Source organism: Amycolatopsis sp. NPDC004368, from assembly GCF_053602515.1.
Window position 1 is genome coordinate 31,284 of record NZ_JBSGDT010000039.1, and the last position, 17,938, is coordinate 49,221.

The window sequence follows — 17,938 nt, forward strand, 5'->3', positions numbered from 1 at the left end:
GATCGGTAGTGAAGGCACGTTACCCGGTTCTTCTCGCTCTCCGGGAGCCGAAGTCCAAGTGATGGACATCATGCGCGCCGACCTGCGTGCATGATGCGGGGATCTCGGGCTCGCCGCAACAGTCAGGCCGTCGGTGCGGGCAAGGTGCAGAGCAGGCGGTTGGCGGTGCCGGAGGGCACGTTTTTCAGCGCCTCCGCGGTCGCTGCCTGCACCAATGCCTTGTCGACGTCGGCTGCGGCGGCGTCCGGGTGCTGGGATCGGTAGACGGCGGCGGCGCCCGCGACGACGGCCGCGGCCATCGACGTGCCCGATAACGTGCCGACGTCCGAGGAGCCTGCGATCGGCGCCGGGATGTCGACGCCCGGTGCGTAGAGGTCGACGGGCGTCCCGAAGTCTGAGAACGACGCCACCTGATCCTGCACGTCGCTGGCCGCGACGGTGAGGGCGGCGGGGACCCTGGCGGGCGAAACCTGGCTGTCGTCTTCGCCGCCTTCGCCCGCGGGGACAACGGTCGGCATCACCGCGGCGAGGCCGGCCACGGCGTTGTCGAGCTGTTCGTTGGCGACGCCACCGATGCCGAGGACGGCGACGGCGGGCTGGTGGGCGTTCTGCGCGACCCAGTTGATACCCGCGATGATGTTGTCGGTGGACCCGCCGCCGTCCTTGTCGAGCACGCGGACCGGGAAGATTTGCGCGGCTTTGGCGACGCCGTAGCTGCGGCCGGCGACGATCCCGGCGACGCGGGTGCCGTGGCCGTTGGTGTCGGACGTGTCCGCGCCGTTCGTCAGGAAGTCCTTCCCCGGCTGCACACGGCCCTGGAAGTCGGGGTGTTTGGCGTCGACGCCGCTGTCGATCACGTAGACGGTGACGTCGGCGGCGTCGGATTCGTAGCGGTATTTCTGGTCCAGGCCCGTCCGCTGATCGATCCGGTCGAGCGCCCAGCTCGGCGGGTTGACCTGGGTGCCGCCGGCCGCGAGCGCGGGTGAGTTTCCTGCCGCTACCAGCAGGAACGTCATTGTCGCCGAAAAAAGACCACGAGCCGTTCGGTTCCGCATTCCTGCGTCGTATCCCGGGCGCGCATCGACGGCAACTCGACGTCACACGATGGGCTGGTCCGTGTTTGGGCACCAAGTGCGGTTGCCCGCTCGCCGATGCGCGGCGATAGTGATCAGGAAGGAACGATGAGCCCCAACGCGTATGTCGCCGTTGCCCTCCAAGAGGCGACGAGCGATTCGCCGGCGGACGAGCCGCTGTACCGCGAAGACTTCGTGCTCGTGTACGCCGAGAGCGAAGAGGCCGCGCGACGCTGCGACGCGTCGTGGGCGAGACGGACAGTGCGTCTCAACGAGCCGGGCAGGGTGTTCACGCTGCGCTGCAAGCGAGTGGTCAACGCCGCGCGCGCCCTTCGATGACGACCTCACGCGCGACGCCGACGTGTTTACCCGGCGTTTTCACGATTTCGCCGCTTATCGGCGATTCGAGCCGCTGCTCGCCGATCAGCGCCTGGATACGTGGTCGCTGACCGACATCGTCGGTAGGTAGACGAGGGCGTCGAAGGCCTGCACGACGTCGACCTGGGTGAAGGTGTGGGCGTGGCGCATGCTTGTGGGCCCGGCGACGCCCTTCGCGCGGTGGGCCCGCAGGTCGATGAGGCAGGCTTCGGAGGCGGCGAGGGTGGCCTCGACGCTGCCGTCGGCGGCCGGGGCGAGGTCTTCGGCGTGGACGCGGAAGCCGAGGCGTTCGCCTTCGTCCGGGGCGAGACCGGTGGTGGTGCCGGTGCCGGCGGTGAGGCCGAGGGCGAAGTAGTCGTCGCCGAACTCGGCGGCCAGGTGCGTGCCCGCCGAAGGGAAGACCATCCCCGGCGCCGGAGAGAAGGGGACGCGCTGGAGGTGTCCATTGTGGACCATCACGACGATCTTCGTGTCTTCGCCGTGTAGCCGGCGAAGCAGCTTCACGGTCGAAGCCATGTACGTGTCGCGCGACGACCCCTGCATCTCCGTCGCGACGCCCGCCATCATCGCCGCCAGCTCGCGCAGGTACTGGTCGATGCGCAGGGCGCCGAGGGCGTGGTGTTCGGCGATGGCGTGAGTCGACCGGTCGCGCCGCTGCTCGTACACGGGCGCCAGCGAGCGAAGGTGCGACAGCAGGGCGGTGAAGGCCGACGTCGCCGCGTCCCGCGCCGGGGCGGCCATTGCCGCGTAACGGCCAGGGGCGACGGCGCTGCTGGCCGACGCGTACGGCTCCGAAGCGGTGAGACCGGCATCGACCAGCGGGACGACGTCGGGAGCGACGTCCTCGAGGTACCGCCGCACGGCGTTCAGCGCGGGAGCCGGTGAGCCGCCGGAGCTGGGGACGTCGAGGCCGGCATAGGTGACGCCGCCGTGGCCTCGGAGCCAGGCGAGCATGTCGTGCGCCTCGGGCGAATCGCCGAGAGAGAAAGTAAAGCCGTCTCGCCCGATTTCGGCGACGTCGCCCGGTGCGCCGCGTAGCCAGCCGTCGACGAGCTCGCCCTCGGCGAACCCCGACTCGAACCCGAGGACGGTGAACCCACGTTCCTCGACGAGGTGGCGCAGCAGCCGGTTGCGGAGCTCGCCGAACTCGCGGATGTGGTGGTTGTTCTCGCCGATCGCGACGATGCGCGCGTCGCCGACCAGGTCGGCGATCGGCGAGACGTCGTCGGGCGAGAAGGGGGTGCGGAAGTCGAGTTCTGGCATACTGGGCACACTAACGCAACTGGAGTAGCGCTTGGCAAGCGAAATGGCCGGAACCCGTCGACCGGGCGGTCGCACTGAACGCACGCGCCTCGCCGTGCTGCAGGCGACGCTCGACCTGCTCGCGGAGCGCGGCTTCACGAACCTCACGGTGGACGCGGTCGCCGACCGTTCGGGCGTCCACAAGACCACGATCTATCGCCGCTGGGAGTCGACGGACGGCCTCGTGGCCGACGCGCTGCGCCTGGGCACCGAACAGCCCTGGACGGCCCCCGACACCGGCTCGCTGGCCGGCGATCTGGCGGAGACGCTGTTGGAACTGGTGCAGTTCTTCACCGAGCCCGGCCTGCGCGAACTGCCGACGGCGTCGGTTCTGGCGGCGTTCCACTCGGAACGCGCGGCGGAAGCGCTGCACGGCTTCTACGAGGACCGGCACTCGCGCTCGGCCGTGATGGTCACGCGGGCGATCGCGCGGGGCGAGGTGCCGGCCGGTACCGACGCGGCGGAGGTGGTGCGGGTGGCGAGCGGACCGATCTTCTACCGGCTGTTCATCGCGCGGGAGTCACTGACGGCGGCTGACGCGCGGGTGGCCGCCGAGGCAGCCGCGGCGGCGGCACGGGCTGGGGTGTTCGTGCGGGACGCAGCGGATGAGGCTGGCGGGGAATAGGGGTTTGAGCTGGGGGTCGCCGTTGAGTGGCGATGCGTGGACAGCGGTGGATCGACGCTGTGTCGCCGAATGGACTGCGGATAACGGGAGCGAGAAGGCAGGACTCCCGGTTTCGCCGCTGAGTGGCGATGACACCAGCCGCAACAATCCGCCGGAGCGTGACCGAACGCGTCACAAACTCAAAGGCATGCTGACTGCCGCTACGGGGAGGCGAACGCGCCGGACGGGGCGTGCCAGCGAGGATGGCGCGTGAGCGAAATCAAAAGGCCTGCGCCATCGCGTGTCGCCGCTGTGAGGCGACAGCGTCGGCCGGAACATGCCGCCGAGTATGGCCTGTGAGCGAAGGCAGAAGCCTGTGCCAACGGGTGTCGCCGTTGAGTGGCGGCGACACCGGCCGCTCCAAGCCGCCGACCCCTCACCGAACGCAGGACAAACTCTGAGGCAGCCAAACCGCCACCGGCGAGCGGCGCCGGCCGGGGTGGGCCGCCGACAGCGGCGTGCGAGCGAAGGCAACAAGCCAGTGCCCTGGGTGTCGCCGCTGTGAGGCGACGGCGTCGGCCGGAATGTGCCGCCGAGGATGGCCTGTGAGCGAAGGCAGCAAGCCGGCCCCCCGGGGTAGCGCCGCTGAGAGGCGACGGCGTCGACGGGGTGGGCCGCCGAGGACGGCGCGTGAGCAAAGGCAGCAGGCCGGTGCCAACGAGTGTCGCCGCTGAGTGGCGAATGGCTTGGCCCGACGTGAGGCGAGGCTGCGCGGGAGAACGTAGCGCGACGCGGGTGATGATCAGCACGAGGTTCCGCCGCGCGGTGAGGCGGGCAAGGTCGTCACCGAGCGGTGGAAATGAAGCAGCGGCTCAACCTCGCGCCAACCAGACGGCGAAAACGCGCCGCAGCTCCCAGCACCGGACCCAGCGCACAGACGACGGAAATGGCCGGCAACCTGAGTTTCGCCGATTACCGGCGACACCCAGGTCAGCGCGGAGAAGTGCGGTAGCGGATTTCCTCAAGGGTGACGGTGCCGTCGGCGACGGACTCGACCTTGGTGCGGCCGTCGAGGGTCCAGCCGGTGCGTTCGTAGAAGGTGCGGGCGCGGGTGTTGCCCGCGAGGACCCAGAGGGTGGCCGTGGGGAAGTCGGCGGCGAGGGTGGCGTGGGCGTGGGCGTGCAGGGCGCGGCCGTAGCCCCGGCTCCAGAACTCGGGCAGCAGGTAGATCGAAGCGAGTTCGCCGGTGTCGGGGGTGGCGTCGTCGTCGCGGCTGGGGCTGGAGGCGGCGAAGCCGGCGATGGTGCCGTCGGGGGTTTCGGCGACCAGCACAGTGTGGCGGGGTTCCGGGGTGGCCAGGTTCTTCGCCCAGAAGCCTTCGCGGGCCGAAGCCGAGAGGCCCGCGAGGAACTCTTCGGGGAGCAGACCCAAGTAGGCCGCTTGCCAGGAGGCGACGTGGGCGTGGGCGATGCCGGGAGCGTCGGACACGACGGCGGGCCGGATGACGGCGGACGAAGCAGGAGAAACCGCCGTGCCAGGGGCAGACGCCGAGGCAGCCGCGAGGCCCGAGGCCAGCCCCCGCCCGGAGGCCGAGCCCGGGCGCGATCCGGACGAAGAAGACCAGGCACCAGCAGGCAAACCGCCGTCGGCAGTCAACTCTTCTCCAGGTACTCCGCACGGTCCATGTCCACGACATCGGACACCATCTGGGCCAGCCCAGGGTAGGAAGACAGCGTCGGGTCGCGCAGCACGATTTCCTGGGACTGGGCGCGGGCCTCGGTGATCACGTCCTCGTCGCGCAGAAGGGACAGCAGTTTCAGGCCGGAGCGCTTCCCCGACTGGGCCGCGCCGAGGATGTCGCCCTCGCGGCGGAGCTCGAGGTCCAGGCGGGAGAGTTCGAAGCCGTCGGTGGTGGACTCGACGGCGGCGAGGCGTTCGCGGGTGGAGGTGCCGTCCAGGGTCTCCGTGACGAGCAGGCACAGCCCGGGCACGCTGCCCCGGCCGACGCGGCCGCGTAGCTGGTGCAGCTGGCTCACGCCGAAGCGGTCGGCGTCGAGGATGACCATGGCGGTGGCATTGGGGACGTTCACGCCGACCTCGACGACGGTCGTCGCCACGAGGACGTCGATCTCGCCGGCGCCGAAGGCACGCATCACGGCGTCCTTCTCATCGGCGGGCATGCGGCCGTGCAGCGCGGCGACGCGAAGGCCCTTCAGCGGACCGCCGACCAGCTCCGGCGCCACGTCCAGCACGGCCAGCGGTGGCCGCTTGTCGCTCTTGTCCGACGGGGGTTCGTCGCCGATGCGCGGACACACGACGTAGGCCTGGTGGCCCTTCGAGACCTCCTCGCGCACCCGCTCCCACGCCCGATCGAGCCACGCGGGCTTCTCCGCCACCGGCACCACGGTCGTCTTGATCGGCGAACGGCCGACGGGCATCTCGCGCAGCGCGGACGTCTCGAGGTCGCCGTACACGGTCATCGCGACCGTGCGCGGGATGGGCGTCGCGGTCATCACCAGCACGTGCGGCGACGTGGAGTCCGAGCCGCGCGAACGCAGGGCGTCGCGCTGCTCCACGCCGAAGCGGTGCTGCTCGTCGACCACGACGAAACCCAGGTCGGCGAACTGCACGGTGTCCTGGATCAGCGCGTGGGTGCCGACGACGATGCCCGCCTCGCCGCTGACGGTCTCCAGCAGCGACTTCTTGCGTTCCTTCGCGCCCATCGAACCGGTGAGCAACGTCACGCGCGTGGCCTTGTCCGCCGCGCCCAGCTCACCCGCCATCCCGATGTCGCCGAGCATTTCGCGCAGCGAACGCGCGTGCTGCGCGGCCAGTACCTCCGTGGGCGCGAGCATCGCCGCCTGTCGCCCCGAATCGACGATCTGCAGCATCGCCCGCAGCGCGACCACCGTCTTGCCCGAGCCCACCTCGCCTTGCAGCAGGCGGTTCATCGGGTGCTCGGTGGCGAGGTCGGCCGCGATCTCGTCGCCGATCGCGCGCTGGCCGGCGGTCAGGTCGAACGGCAGGCGCTTGTCGAACGCGTCGAGCAGGCCGCCGTCGGTGTGCGGGCTGGCCTTGGCCGGACGCGACACCGCGGAGTGGCGACGCTGGGCGAAGATCAGCTGCACGGCCATGGCCTCGTCCCACTTGAGGCGGTGACGCGAGGTCTCCAGGTGCGCCCAGTCCTCCGGCCGGTGGATGCCGCGCAACGCGCGTTCGAGGCCGGGCAGGCCGTGCTGCTTGAGCACCTCGGCGGGCATCGGGTCGGAGTCGATCTCCAGCACGTCGAGGACTTGGCGCACGCACTTGGCGATGGACCACGTCGGCATGCCCTGGGCCGCCGGGTAGACGGGGATGATCTCGGCCAGGAAGTTGTCGACGGCCTCGGCTTCGCGTTCGGCGTCGAGCAGCTCGTACTCCGGGTTGGCCAGCTGCAGGGTGTCGCGGAACGCCGTGACCTTGCCCGCGAACAGGCCCGTCTTGCCCGGCACCAGCTCCTTCTCGCGCCACGCCTGGTTGAAGAACGCGCAGGCCAGCCGACGTTTCCCGTCGGTGATGACCATGTCGAGGATCGTGCCGCTGCGCGACTTCATACGGCGCTTGCTGATCTTCTCGATCCGCGCCAGCACGGTCGCGTGTTCACCCAGCTCCAGGCCGGCGATGTCGGTGAGCTCCCCGCGCTCGGCGTAGCGGCGCGGGTAGTGGCGCAGCAGGTCGGAGACGGTCTCGATGTCGAGCGCGCCCGAAAGCGCCTTTGCCGTCTTCGCACCCAGCAGCAACGGCAGTTTGTCGCGCAGCCCCGCCATCTATTCCACCCCCATCAGCAGCACGGCTCCGGCCTGGCCACTGGCATAACCCGTCAACTCCACTTCGGGGTGCTCGAGCCGCAGCTGCTCGGCGAGCTCAGCGGTCACGCCCGGCGGGGCGGCGGCCCCGCTCAGCACGGTGACCAGCTCGCCCCCGAGCGTCAGCATGCGGTTGAGCACGCTCATCGCGGCCGCGACGAGGTTCGTCTCCGAAGCCGGCGCCGGTTCGATCAGCACCACCTCGTCGTCGACCAGGCCGATCACGTCACCGGACTGGGCCCGGCCCACCCAGGTTAGCGACTCCTCGTCCGCGATCCGCACCTCGCCACGCCTGGTCGCCGCGGCGGCTTCGGCCATGGCGACGACGTCGTCGTTCACGCGCCGGCCCTCGTCGTGCACCGCGAGCGCGGCCAGCACCTGCACCGGTGACGTGCAGGGGATCACCACCACGTCGCGGTCGCCGGCCATCGCGTGGCCCGCCGCGGCGTCGGCGGCGGCCGTGAGGTCGAGCCCACCGGGCAGCACGGTGACGTGCTGGCCCGCGGCCTCGTTGAACAGCCCGATCATGTCCTCGACACCGGGTTTCGCGCCGTCGGGCACCGCCAGCACGGCGACCCCCTCGGCTCGCAGCAGCTCGGCCAGGCCACCACCGTGGACGACGGCCACCACCGACCGGCTCAGGCCGCCGCCGGGCTCGATCGGCATGGGCGTGAGCAGCGGCTCGACCCGGATGCCGCGGGGCCGGCCCAGTTCCAGGCCCGCCTCGATGGCCGCGCCGATGTCGGCGCAGTGCACGTGCACGGCGTGGCTGCCCGAGCCGTCGCCCGCCACCGTGACGCTGTCGCCGAAGCCGCTCAGCTCCTTGCGCAACGCCGGCAGCCGCGCCTCGTCGACGCCGTCCAGCAGGTACATGACCTCCCACGCGTAGGGCGCGGGCTCGGCGGACGGCACCTCGGCCGCCACGGTGAACTCGTGATCGGGGCGGGTGACCGTGCCGCCGACCACGGCGGCCAGCGCGTCGAGCACGGCGACGAGGCCGCGTCCGCCGGCGTCGACGACCCCGGCCTTGGCCAGGGCCGGCAGCTGTTTCGGCGTCTCCTCCAACGCGGCCGCGGCGGCCGCGGCGACGGTGGCGGCGACCTCGCCCAGCGGCCGCGTGTCCTCCTGAACGGCCGCGGCCACCACGTGGAGCACCGTCAGCATCGTCCCCGCGACGGGCCGGCTGACGGCCCCCGTCGCGACGCGGTCGGCTCGCGCCAGCGCCTCGGCGAGGCCGGCGCCGTCGAGGTCGCCACCGTCGGCCGCCCAATCGGCGATTCCCCGGACGACCTGCGAGATGATCACGCCGGAGTTGCCCCGCGCGGCGGCCACGGCGCCCCGCGCGAGGACGGCCAGCGCTTCGGCCACGCTCGACGGCTCGGCGGCCGCCAGTGCGTCGCGCGCGCCCGACATGGTGTGCAGCAGGTTCGAGCCCGTGTCGGAGTCCGCGACGGGGTACACGTTGATGCCGTTGATCGCCGGGCGCAGCACCTCCAGGCTGCTCACGCACGCCGCCGACCAGGCCGACACCGCCGCCACGTCCAGCACCCGCACCCCGTAACCTCCTCGCTGGTCCCCGCGAGGGTATCGACTCCCCGGGCGTCGATCCTGGAGGACTCGATCTCGCAGGTACGACCCCGCGCGGACCCTACCCAGACGGGTAGTTACTATGGTCGAGTTGCCCAGCGCGTCTGGGCGCCATTCTTTGTCCCATATCCAGAGGAGTTCGACGTGGCTGCCGTGTGCGACGTCTGTGGCAAGGGACCCGGCTTCGGCAAGTCGGTCTCGCACTCCCACCGGCGTACCAACCGCCGGTGGAACCCGAACATCCAGACTGTGCACGCCAAGATCGGCGTGTCCCAGCGCAAGCGCCTCAACGTGTGCACCTCGTGCATCAAGGCCGGCAAGGTCGTCCGAGGCTAACGCGAAAGCTTGGGATGGCGAGTGCTCGTGGAGAGCACTCGCCATTTTTTCGCCTTGGGTGCCTTCTGGGGTCGAACCCCCAGATCCCCGCCAGGGGGCAAGCCCCTGGACCCCCACGAGTGGTCACCACTCGCTGGGCGGCTTTTGTCACCTCAGGAACTCGGTCAGGATCGCGCGCAGCGATTTCGGGGCGTTGAGGACACCGTGGTCCTGGCCGGGAATCGACTCGTACCGCGCGTGGGGCACGGTCTCGGCGACGGCCCGCGCCGACGCGGCCATCCACGCTTCCCCGGCGCCGCCCGAGAGCACGAGCGTGGGCACGGTGATGGCGGCCAGACGATCGGCCGGCAACCAGGCGCCCGGACCGGTCACAGTGATGTCGTACGGCAGCGTGTGCGCGTAACCGGCGAACCACTCCCACACCGGCTGGCCCTTCATCGCCGCCACGCCCGCAGGCGGAACCGACACGCCTTCGGACAGGAACAGCTCCACCGCACCGTCGCGATCGCCCCCGGCCACGAGGGCGCCCAGCCGCTCCGCGAGGTCCTCACCAGGGCGTGGCCGCTGAGCGTCCACGATGTACGGCGGCTCGTACACGGCCAGCTTCGTGATCGGCAGCCCCCGCGCGGCCGCCTCCAGGGCCAGGATCGCGCCCGACGAGTGGCCGAACACCGCCGCCGAGCCGCCGACGGCGTCGATCACCGCCGATAGGTCGTCGAGCTCGCGTTCCACCGAGCAGACGGGCGCGTCACCGCTCTCACCACGGCCTCGCCGATCAACGGCGACACCACCGAACCCGGCTTCGGCCAGCACGGCGGCGAGCGCGGCCACGGTCGTCCGGTCGTTCACGGCGCCGCCGACGAGCAGGACCGGCGAACCCGTGCCGTGGAGGTCGAAGGCGATCGGGGTGCCGTCGGCGGAAGTGACGGTGGTGGTCATGGCTGTCCTCCTGGGTGTCGTACTCACCTTGGAGGTCGGAGCGACCGGCCGCGACCGGACGGGCTCAGGGAAGTTTCCACTCCACCGGCGCCGCGCCCTGGTCGGCCAGGAGCTGGTTCGCACGGCTGAAGGGCCGCGAGCCGAAGAAGCCGTTGTGCGCCGAAAGCGGGCTCGGGTGCGCCGACTCGATGCACGGGATGTCGCCGAGCATCGGGCGCAGGTTGCGGGCGTTGCGGCCCCACAGGATCGCCACCATCGGCTCGGACCGGGCCGCGAGCGCCTTGATCGCCTGCTCGGTCACCTGCTCCCAGCCCTTGCCCTGGTGGGAGTTCGGCTTGCCGGGCTGCACCGTGAGCGCGCGGTTGAGCAGCAGGATGCCCTGGTCCGCCCACGGCGTCAGGTCGCCGTTGGTGGGCAACGGGTACCCGAGGTCCTCGGCGTACTCCTTGTAGATGTTGACGAGGCTCTTCGGCAGCGGCCGCACGTCGGGCGCCACCGAGAAGCTCAGGCCGACGGCGTGGCCCGGCGTCGGGTACGGGTCCTGGCCGACGATCAGCACCCGCACGTCGTGGAACGGTTGCTTGAACGCCCGCAGCACGTGCTCCCCCGCCGGCAGGTACGTGCGGCCCGCCGCGATCTCCGCGCGGAGGAACTCCCCCATCGCGCTGACCTGCGGAGCCACGGGCTCGAGGGCCTGCGCCCAGCCGGCTTCGACGATTTCCTGCAGCGGTCGTGCGGTCACGGCCCGCGAGCCTAGCGCGGTGCGAGCGACGTCACCGTGGCGGGTCGAGCCGCCGCAGCTCCTCGCGGAACCGTGCGCCGCGCCGCACGTACGAGTCGACGATCGTGGCGATCTGCTCGGCGGAGAACGACTTGTTGGGCCGCACCTTCGCCGGCACGCCCAGCGCGATCTCCCCCGTGGCCACGTGCGAGTTGTACGACAGCACCGCGCCCGCGCCGACCATCCCGCCGTCCTCGATCACGGTTCCGTTCAGCACCACCGAACCCGACGCGATGAGGCAGCCGGTGCCGATCGTCGCGCCCTCCACGTGCACGGCGTGGCCGATGGCCGACGACGGTCCGAGGATCGTCGGGTGCTTCTTGGTGCAGTGGAGCACGCAGCCGTCCTGCACGCATGCCCGTTCGCCGATCTCGATGTAGCCGTGGTCGCCGCGCAGCACCGTCTGCGGCCACACCGAAGCACGCGGGCCGATGCGCACGTCGCCGATCACGGTGGCGTCGGGGTGGACGTAGGCGTCCGGGTGGATCGAGGGTTCCAGGTCACCGAGCGCGTAGATCGCCAAAGCCGTCTCCCGTTGGTCACACGAGGTTCTTGCCGAAGCACCGGTTGTCGGGCTCGCCGGAGTACACGCCGAAACCCGGGATCTCCGTGTAGTCCGAGGAACGGTAGAGGGCGATCGCCTCCGGCTGCGCGGTACCCGTCTCCAGCACGGCTCGCCGCCGTCCCGCCGCGACGGCCGTGCGTTCCAGCTCGGCGAGGATCGCCCGCGCGAAACCCTTGCCCCGCGCGGATTCCACGACGTACATCCGCTTCAGCTCGATGTCGCCGGGACGGAACGCGGGCGTCGGCCCGTCGTGCGCGCGCCACGCGCCGGAAGCCACGGGCACGTCATCGAGGTAGCCGATGAGGAACAGCCCCCGGGGAGGCGCGAACTGCGCGGAGTCCATCGGCGTCGAGTCTTCGCTGCCGTAGCGGCGCACGTACTCGAGCTGCACCTCGGCCATCAGCTTGACGGCGTCGGGATGGTCGTACGCAACCGCTCGGATCTCCACGCCGAGGAGACTAGTGCTGCTGCCAGTGCTCCCAACCGCCTTCGTGACCATAATCCTTGCCGTCCACGGTCACCCCGGACCCCGGCATCGTCACGGCGCCGATCTTGCGCCAGCCCTCCGGCAGTTCGTCGAACGGCGGGAAGGTGGCCGCGAGCGCGTGGTCTTCACCACCCGTGAGGACCCAGCGCAACGGATCGGCGCCGAGCGCGGTGCCCACCTCCTGCAGCCGCGAGGAGATCTCGAGCTCGGCAGTGCTCACGTCGAGCCCCACATCCGACGCCGCGGCGATGTGCCCCAAATCGGCGAGCAGCCCATCGGAGATGTCGATCATCGACGTCGCGCCCGCCAGCGCGGCCTGCGGCCCGGCCGGGTACGGCGGTTCCGGGCAGCGCTGCGCGTTGACGACCCCGACCGGCGAACGGAACCCCCGCCGCAGCACGGCGAGTCCCGCCGCGGCCCAGCCGAGTCGCCCGCAGACGGCGAGGACGTCGCCGGGCCGGGCACCGGAGCGCGTCACCGGTTCGCGATCTTCGAGGTCACCCAACGCGGTGACACTGATCACGATCTGGTCGGCACTCACCATGTCACCGCCGGACACCCCGACGCCGGCGCGGGTCGCCTCGGCCCACATGCCGTTCATGATCTCCGTCACGACCTGCGCGGGAGTGTCCGGTGGGCACGCGAAGCCCACGAGCACCGTGGTCGGTTTCGCGCCCATGGCCGCGACGTCCGACAGGTTCACCGCCACGGCCTTGCGCCCCACCTGCTCGGGGCTCGACCAGTCGAGGCGGAAGTGCACGCCCTGGACCAGCACGTCCGTGGTCGCCACCACGCGGCCGTCGGGTGCGGCCACCACGGCCGCGTCGTCGCCGGGGCCGAGCAGTGTGGTCGCCGGCTGGCGACGTCCGTCGGTGACCGCCTGGATCAGCGCGAACTCGCCCGTCCCGGCCACCGAGCCATCGTCCGGTGACACCGGTCACCTCCTGTTTCTCTCCGTGTGCGAAGCCACGATCACCGACAGTCGGATCCCCTAGGTTTTTCCCGGGGCTGGCGATACCTTGCCTACACCGTTCCTACCTCGACTCCATCGCTACCGACGAAAGGGCACGCCGTGGTCCACGCATACATCCTCATCCAGACCGAGGTCGGCAAGGCGGCCGCGGTGGCGGCGGAGATCTCCGGGGTGCCGGGCGTGACCAGTTCCGAGGATGTCACCGGCCCTTACGACGTGATCGTGCGCGCGACCGCCGAAACCGTGGACCAGCTCGGTCAGCTCGTGGTCGCGAAGGTGCAGAACGTGGAAGGGATCACGCGCACCCTGACCTGCCCGGTGGTCCACCTCTGACGCGTGGTGCACTAGCCGGGTGGCAGATACCGACACCGGCGCACCGCCGAGGGTGGTGCTCGTGGTCGCGGCCGTGCTCGTGGTCGCGCTGGCCGTGGTGGTCGCCGTCTTCGCGGTGACGAGGAATTCGTCGCTCAGCGGCGAAAGCGTCGCGAACGGACCGCTCGCGCTCGTCGCCGTTCCCGCGCCGCAGGCGAGTTCGCCGGCGTGCACAACCGTGGTCGACGCGATGCCGGCGACGCTGAAGTCCAACGGCCAGGACCTCGCCCGCCGCACGCTCGCGCAGCCCGCGCCGAAGGCCACCGTCGCCTGGGGTGACGGCGATGCGATCGTGTTGCGCTGCGGCCTCGACCGGCCACCGGAGCTCACGCCGACCGCGCAGCTGCGGTTGGTCAACGGCGTGCAGTGGCTTCAGGTCACCGAAGACGCCGCAGCCACCTGGTACGTGGTGGACCGCGAGGTCTACCTGGCGCTGACCGTTCCCGACTCGGCCGGAACGGGTCCACTGCAGACGGTGTCGGACACCGTCAGCGCGAAGCTGCCGGTCAAACCGCTGAAGTTCTGACCGTTCGCGTTCACCGGCGACGGGCGCGCTGGCGCTCCGCGGCCTGATCAACTTCGCTCAACCTTTTCCGCCTGCCACCCGTTCGAGCTGGCATGAGCAGGAAACTCACCAAGCCGGCCTTGCTGTTGGCCGCCGCGGCGTGCGCCTCGCTGCTGGCCGGCTGCGGCGGCACGGGCGGCGGCGACACCGCCTCGGCGAAAGCGCCTGACGCGCCCAGCTCCGCCCCCGCGACCACCGCGGAGACCGCGGAGACCGCCACCGCCGGTGCGTCCGACCCGAACAGCCCCGAGGGCAAGGCCGAGGCCGACTCCGTCAAGTCCGAGAACCTCATGGCCGACTGCATGCGCCGGGCCGGGTTCAAGTACGTGCCGCACCCGATGCACTACGCGGTCTCGTCGAGCAACCTCGGAGGCATGGACCCGGCGCTGACGTCGTACGACGCGCTCAAGGCCTACCGCCAGAAGTACGGCTACGGCACCACTTACGCCAGGGACGTCTTCCCGGACAACCCGGCCGTCGCTTTGCCGGCCAACCCGCCGAACCCCAACAACGCCATCTACGCGGCCCTGCCCGCCGCGCAACAGCAGGCCTACGACAAGGCCTACGGCGCCCCGCGGATGCTGACCTTCGAGCAGGCCAAGCAGCCGGTGGGCGGCTGCATCGCCGAGGTCAACAAGCACATGGGCAACACCGGCACCGTCAGCGGCTCCGACGCGAGCCAGCAGGCCGCCGCGCGGGAAGCGCAGCAGCGGCTCACCTCCGACCCGCAGGTGCTGGCCGCCGCGCAGAGCTACGGCACCTGCCTGCGGCAGAAGGGCTACCAGGTGCCCAGCACCAAGCCCGGCGTCATCGAGCACACCCTCAGCCAGGCCGCGCAGCAGGCGTACGACTCGGCTCCCGTCGCCGACGAGCAGCAGGGGCTGAGCAAGGACATCAAGACCTCGCTGGACGACCAGGAGTGCGGCAAGTCCTACGAAGCGGTCGCGAAGCCGTTCGTCCAGGCGTTGCTGCAGGCCGGAGTCGGCTGACGTGGCCACCAACCCCCGGCGCGTCGTGCTCGTGCTGCTGGGCGTGGCGGTGGCGGCGGGTGCGGTCGGCTGGCTCGTGGGTTCGCGGATCACGTCGCCCGCCGACGCCGCGGCCGTCCACCAGCCACCGCCCGCGTCGCTCATCACGGTCGAGGTGCGCAAGCAGAAGCTCACCAGCACCGTGGCCGCACAGGGCACCGTCGCCTACACCGGGGCGACACCGCTCACGCTGACCGGTTCGGTCGGCGCGCCGGCCGGTGACGCGGGGGCCCCGGCCACCCAGCTCGTGACCAAGGCCCCGGAAGCCGGCAAGACCGTGGCCGCGGGCGCCCGGTTGCTGGAAGTCAGCGGCCGCCCCGTTTTCGTCCTGCCCGGCGCGGTGCCGATGTACCGCACGCTGGCCGACGGGATGACCGGCGACGACGTCAAGCAGCTCCAGGCAGCGTTGACCACCCTGGGCTTCGGGCACCTGCGCAGCGGCAAGTTCGACGCCGCGACCCAGATCCAGGTCACGCGCTGGTACGAGCGGGCCGGTTACGAACCGCAGACCACCACCGACACGCCGCCGAAGGTGACGATCCCGTCCGGCGAAATCCTGTTCCTGCCCGAGCTTCCCGTGCGCCTCGACTCGGTCACCACCCGGGCGGGCGCGCAGGCGACCGGCCGGATCGGCACCGCGACCTCCAGCAGGGTGGATCTTCGGGGCACGCTGCCCACCGCGGACGCGCAGTACGTCCGGGCCGGCATGACGGCGAAACTCTCGCTGCCCGACGGCACCACGACGTCCGCGAAGGTCGACGCGCTCGGGCCGGATGCGGCTGCACCGCCCGCCGACCAATTTCCCGACGACGGCACCGCCGGTTCGGGTGCCCAGGCGAACGCGCCGGCGCAGGCCGGCGGCGCCGCGCAGCAGCCGGCCGACACCGTGCCGTTCCGCCTGGCCGTCGCGGATCCGAAGGCGCTGGCCGCCTTCGCCGGGCAGGCCGTGCGGATCGACATCGAGGTGGGCGCGACCTCCGGCGACGTGCTGGTCGTGCCGGTGGCGGCGGTCGCGACGAGCGCCGACGGCGCGACGCGCGTGCAGGTGCAGCGCGCCGACGGCCGGGTCGAGGACGTGCCCGTGCGCACCGGCCTGACCGCCGGCGGGCTCGCGGAGGTGAGCACCACCGGGGCCACGCTCGCCGCCGGGGACCGCGTCGTGGTGGGCACGCGGTGAGCGACCCGGTCATCCGGCTCGACGCGGTCGACCGCGTGTTCCCCGCCGACCCGCCGGTGCGGGCGCTCACCGACGTGCACCTGACCGTCGAACGGGGCGACTACGTGTCGATCGTGGGCGCGTCCGGTTCGGGGAAGTCGACCTTGCTCAACACGCTCGGGCTGCTCGACCGGCCGACCTCGGGCACCTACCTGCTCGACGGCGTGGAGACCACCGGCCTCGCCGACGGCGCCCGTGCGCAGCTGCGCGGCAGCCGGATCGGGTTCGTGTTCCAGGCCTTCCACCTGCTGCCCACTCGGAGCGCCGCGGACAACGTGGCGATGGCCGAGCTCTACGGGCGCACCGACCGCAAGCACCGGGCCGAGCGCGCGCGGGACGCGTTGACCCGGGTCGGGCTCGCGCACCGCACCGGATTCCGGCCGGATCGGCTCTCCGGCGGCGAACGGCAGCGGGTGGCGATCGCCCGCGCGCTGCTCGGGCAGCCGGCGTTGCTGCTGTGCGACGAACCGACGGGCAACCTCGACCGCGCGAACACCGAGAGCGTGCTGGACCTGTTCGACGAACTGTCGGAGCAGGGCGTGACGCTGGTGGTCATCACGCACGACGACGACGTGAGCCGCCGGGCGCGGCGGCGGGTCCGGATCGAGGACGGCCGGGTCGCCGAGGAGCCGGTGTGCGCCTGATCGATCTGGTGGACGAAGCCCTGGCCGGGATCGCGGCCCGGCCGGTCCGCACGGCGCTGACCGTGCTCGGCACCTTCATCGGCATCACCACGCTGGTGGTCACGCTCGGCGTCGCGGCGACCGCGGGCAACCAGATCGCCGGCCGGTTCGACGCGGTGACCGCGACCGGCGTGACCGTGACCGTGCCCCCGCCACCGGATCCGGCGAGCCCGCCGCTGGTGACGTGGTCCGGCCTCGCCGACCTCACGCGGCTCAACGGCGTGCACGAGGCGGCCTCGGTCGCCGAGCTGGACGCCGGCGGAGCCACGGCGTTGCCGGTGCGCGCCAACGAACTCGACGACCCGACGACCGTGACCGACCGCGCGCTGCCGGTGGCGGCCGCCACCGCCGGCCTGCCCGCGGTGGTGAACGCGACGATCGCCCAGGGCCGGTTCTTCGACGAGGGCCACGTGAGCCGCCACGACCAGGTCGCCGTTCTCGGCGCGAGCGCGGCGAAGCTGCTCGGCATCACGCGCGTGGACGACCAGCCCGCGGTGTTCGTGAAGGATCGTGCGTTCACCGTGATCGGCATCCTCGGCAGTGGTGGCCTCGACCTGGACCGCGCGCTGGACACCTCCGTCGTGCTCCCGTACACGGCGGCGGCCGACCGGCTCGGCGCCGGCGCGCCGTCGAATGTGCTCATCCGCACGGACCTCGGCGCGGCGGGCCTGATCGCTCGCCAGGCGCCGATCGCGTTGAGCCCCAAAGGTCACGACTCGCTGCAGGTCACGGCCCCGCCGGACCCGGCGAGCCTGCGCGGGGGCGTCGAGCACGACATCAACGGCCTGTTCATCGTGCTCGGCCTGGTGTCGCTGGTGGTCGGTGCGATCGGCATCGCCAACGTCACGCTGGTCACCGTGATGGAGCGCGTCGGCGAGATCGGCCTGCGCCGTTCGCTCGGTGCCCGCCGTCGCCACATCGCGGCGCAGTTCCTGCTGGAATCGGGCACGGTGGGGCTGTTCGGCGGTGTGCTCGGCAGCAGCGCGGGGATCATCGCGGTGGTGGTCGTGTCGGCGGCGAAAGACTGGACGCCGGTGCTGGACCTGACACTGGCCGCGGGGGCGCCGGTGACGGGTGCGTTGGTCGGGTTGCTGGCCGGGTTGTATCCGGCGATGCGGGCTGCGCGGATGGAACCGGTGGAAGCGTTGCGCGGAGGCACGTGAGGCGGATTTTTCACCGCCGTGCGCGAACGGCCCGGTGATTC

Annotated in this window: 19 protein-coding genes; 9 read left to right on the forward strand and 10 right to left on the reverse strand. The window is 71.5% G+C overall.

Annotated elements, in window-relative coordinates:
- Positions 1-122 precede the first annotated feature (122 nt).
- Positions 123-1,016 carry a S8 family peptidase gene (locus ACWEOE_RS35445; RefSeq protein WP_452017032.1) on the reverse strand — a complete coding sequence of 298 codons (894 nt, stop codon included), beginning with the start codon at positions 1,014-1,016 and terminating at the stop codon, positions 123-125.
- A 165-nt stretch (positions 1,017-1,181) separates the two neighbouring features.
- Between ACWEOE_RS35445 and ACWEOE_RS35450 the strand changes: the two genes are divergently transcribed.
- Entirely contained in the window at positions 1,182-1,412 is a 231-nt protein-coding gene (locus ACWEOE_RS35450; RefSeq protein ID WP_452017034.1) for a DUF4288 domain-containing protein, read from the forward strand.
- A gap of 84 nt (positions 1,413-1,496) precedes the next feature.
- Here the strand turns inward: ACWEOE_RS35450 and ACWEOE_RS35455 are convergent, their stop codons facing one another.
- Positions 1,497-2,714 carry an erythromycin esterase family protein gene (locus ACWEOE_RS35455; protein WP_452017036.1) on the reverse strand — a complete coding sequence of 406 codons (1,218 nt, stop codon included), beginning with the start codon at positions 2,712-2,714 and terminating at the stop codon, positions 1,497-1,499.
- A gap of 31 nt (positions 2,715-2,745) precedes the next feature.
- Between ACWEOE_RS35455 and ACWEOE_RS35460 the strand changes: the two genes are divergently transcribed.
- On the forward strand, positions 2,746-3,378 hold the full coding sequence (locus tag ACWEOE_RS35460; protein WP_452017038.1) for a TetR/AcrR family transcriptional regulator: 633 nt from the start codon (positions 2,746-2,748) through the stop codon (positions 3,376-3,378).
- A gap of 969 nt (positions 3,379-4,347) precedes the next feature.
- Here the strand turns inward: ACWEOE_RS35460 and ACWEOE_RS35465 are convergent.
- The 3 genes from ACWEOE_RS35465 to ACWEOE_RS35475 all read right to left on the reverse strand — a co-directional run bounded on the left by ACWEOE_RS35465 (position 4,348) and on the right by ACWEOE_RS35475 (position 8,756).
- Complete coding sequence (locus tag ACWEOE_RS35465; protein ID WP_452017040.1) at positions 4,348-4,845, reverse strand: N-acetyltransferase family protein; 498 nt, start codon at positions 4,843-4,845, stop codon at positions 4,348-4,350.
- Positions 4,846-5,009: 164 nt separating this feature from the next.
- The gene (gene recG, locus ACWEOE_RS35470) at positions 5,010-7,163 is read right to left on the reverse strand and encodes an ATP-dependent DNA helicase RecG (RefSeq protein ID WP_452017042.1); all 2,154 of its coding nucleotides are present in this window, start codon (positions 7,161-7,163) and stop codon (positions 5,010-5,012) included.
- Complete coding sequence (locus tag ACWEOE_RS35475) at positions 7,164-8,756, reverse strand: DAK2 domain-containing protein (protein ID WP_452017044.1); 1,593 nt, start codon at positions 8,754-8,756, stop codon at positions 7,164-7,166. It lies immediately after the preceding gene.
- A 177-nt stretch (positions 8,757-8,933) separates the two neighbouring features.
- Between ACWEOE_RS35475 and rpmB the strand changes: the two genes are divergently transcribed.
- Complete coding sequence (gene rpmB, locus ACWEOE_RS35480; protein ID WP_091623274.1) at positions 8,934-9,125, forward strand: 50S ribosomal protein L28; 192 nt, start codon at positions 8,934-8,936, stop codon at positions 9,123-9,125.
- Between the two features lie 147 nt (positions 9,126-9,272).
- On the opposite strand, the gene ACWEOE_RS35485 is transcribed toward rpmB, so the two are convergent.
- From ACWEOE_RS35485 to ACWEOE_RS35505, 5 genes are all read right to left on the reverse strand, one after another.
- Positions 9,273-10,064, reverse strand: coding sequence for an alpha/beta fold hydrolase (locus ACWEOE_RS35485; protein WP_452017047.1), 792 nt, complete (start codon positions 10,062-10,064; stop codon positions 9,273-9,275).
- A gap of 64 nt (positions 10,065-10,128) precedes the next feature.
- On the reverse strand, positions 10,129-10,806 hold the full coding sequence (locus ACWEOE_RS35490; protein ID WP_452017049.1) for a uracil-DNA glycosylase: 678 nt from the start codon (positions 10,804-10,806) through the stop codon (positions 10,129-10,131).
- Between the two features lie 31 nt (positions 10,807-10,837).
- The gene (locus ACWEOE_RS35495) at positions 10,838-11,368 is read right to left on the reverse strand and encodes a gamma carbonic anhydrase family protein (protein ID WP_452017051.1); all 531 of its coding nucleotides are present in this window, start codon (positions 11,366-11,368) and stop codon (positions 10,838-10,840) included.
- 16 nt (positions 11,369-11,384) lie between these two features.
- On the reverse strand, positions 11,385-11,810 hold the full coding sequence (locus tag ACWEOE_RS35500) for a GNAT family N-acetyltransferase (RefSeq protein ID WP_452017099.1): 426 nt from the start codon (positions 11,808-11,810) through the stop codon (positions 11,385-11,387).
- Positions 11,811-11,868: 58 nt separating this feature from the next.
- Positions 11,869-12,831 (reverse strand): thiamine-phosphate kinase, encoded by a 963-nt coding sequence (locus ACWEOE_RS35505; protein ID WP_452017053.1) that lies wholly within the window; start codon positions 12,829-12,831, stop codon positions 11,869-11,871.
- A 138-nt stretch (positions 12,832-12,969) separates the two neighbouring features.
- Between ACWEOE_RS35505 and ACWEOE_RS35510 the strand changes: the two genes are divergently transcribed.
- The 6 genes from ACWEOE_RS35510 to ACWEOE_RS35535 all read left to right on the forward strand — a co-directional run bounded on the left by ACWEOE_RS35510 (position 12,970) and on the right by ACWEOE_RS35535 (position 17,897).
- Entirely contained in the window at positions 12,970-13,203 is a 234-nt protein-coding gene (locus ACWEOE_RS35510; RefSeq protein WP_220237647.1) for an Lrp/AsnC family transcriptional regulator, read from the forward strand.
- Between the two features lie 19 nt (positions 13,204-13,222).
- The gene (locus ACWEOE_RS35515) at positions 13,223-13,768 is read left to right on the forward strand and encodes a DUF3515 domain-containing protein (RefSeq protein ID WP_452017055.1); all 546 of its coding nucleotides are present in this window, start codon (positions 13,223-13,225) and stop codon (positions 13,766-13,768) included.
- A 92-nt stretch (positions 13,769-13,860) separates the two neighbouring features.
- The gene (locus ACWEOE_RS35520) at positions 13,861-14,796 is read left to right on the forward strand and encodes a hypothetical protein (protein ID WP_452017057.1); all 936 of its coding nucleotides are present in this window, start codon (positions 13,861-13,863) and stop codon (positions 14,794-14,796) included.
- Between the two features lies 1 nt (position 14,797).
- Positions 14,798-16,012, forward strand: a complete 1,215-nt coding sequence (locus ACWEOE_RS35525; RefSeq protein ID WP_452017059.1) for a hypothetical protein — start codon at positions 14,798-14,800, stop codon at positions 16,010-16,012.
- Positions 16,009-16,695 carry an ABC transporter ATP-binding protein gene (locus tag ACWEOE_RS35530; protein WP_452017061.1) on the forward strand — a complete coding sequence of 229 codons (687 nt, stop codon included), beginning with the start codon at positions 16,009-16,011 and terminating at the stop codon, positions 16,693-16,695. Before ACWEOE_RS35525 ends, ACWEOE_RS35530 begins: the two co-directional genes overlap by 4 nt.
- Positions 16,686-17,897 carry an ABC transporter permease gene (locus ACWEOE_RS35535; RefSeq protein ID WP_452017063.1) on the forward strand — a complete coding sequence of 404 codons (1,212 nt, stop codon included), beginning with the start codon at positions 16,686-16,688 and terminating at the stop codon, positions 17,895-17,897. Before ACWEOE_RS35530 ends, ACWEOE_RS35535 begins: the two co-directional genes overlap by 10 nt.
- Positions 17,898-17,938 lie beyond the last annotated feature (41 nt).

Excerpts from the sequence above, each read along its gene's own strand:
- ACWEOE_RS35445 (WP_452017032.1), bottom strand. The coding sequence starts at position 1,016 with ATGACGTTCCTGCTGGTAGCGGCAGGAAACTCACCCGCGCTCGCGGCC.
- ACWEOE_RS35450 (WP_452017034.1), top strand. The coding sequence starts at position 1,182 with ATGAGCCCCAACGCGTATGTCGCCGTTGCCCTCCAAGAGGCGACGAGC.
- ACWEOE_RS35455 (WP_452017036.1), bottom strand. The coding sequence starts at position 2,714 with ATGCCAGAACTCGACTTCCGCACCCCCTTCTCGCCCGACGACGTCTCG.
- recG (WP_452017042.1), bottom strand. The coding sequence starts at position 7,163 with ATGGCGGGGCTGCGCGACAAACTGCCGTTGCTGCTGGGTGCGAAGACG.
- ACWEOE_RS35485 (WP_452017047.1), bottom strand. The coding sequence starts at position 10,064 with ATGACCACCACCGTCACTTCCGCCGACGGCACCCCGATCGCCTTCGAC.
- ACWEOE_RS35500 (WP_452017099.1), bottom strand. The coding sequence starts at position 11,810 with ATGGCCGAGGTGCAGCTCGAGTACGTGCGCCGCTACGGCAGCGAAGAC.
- ACWEOE_RS35520 (WP_452017057.1), top strand. The coding sequence starts at position 13,861 with ATGAGCAGGAAACTCACCAAGCCGGCCTTGCTGTTGGCCGCCGCGGCG.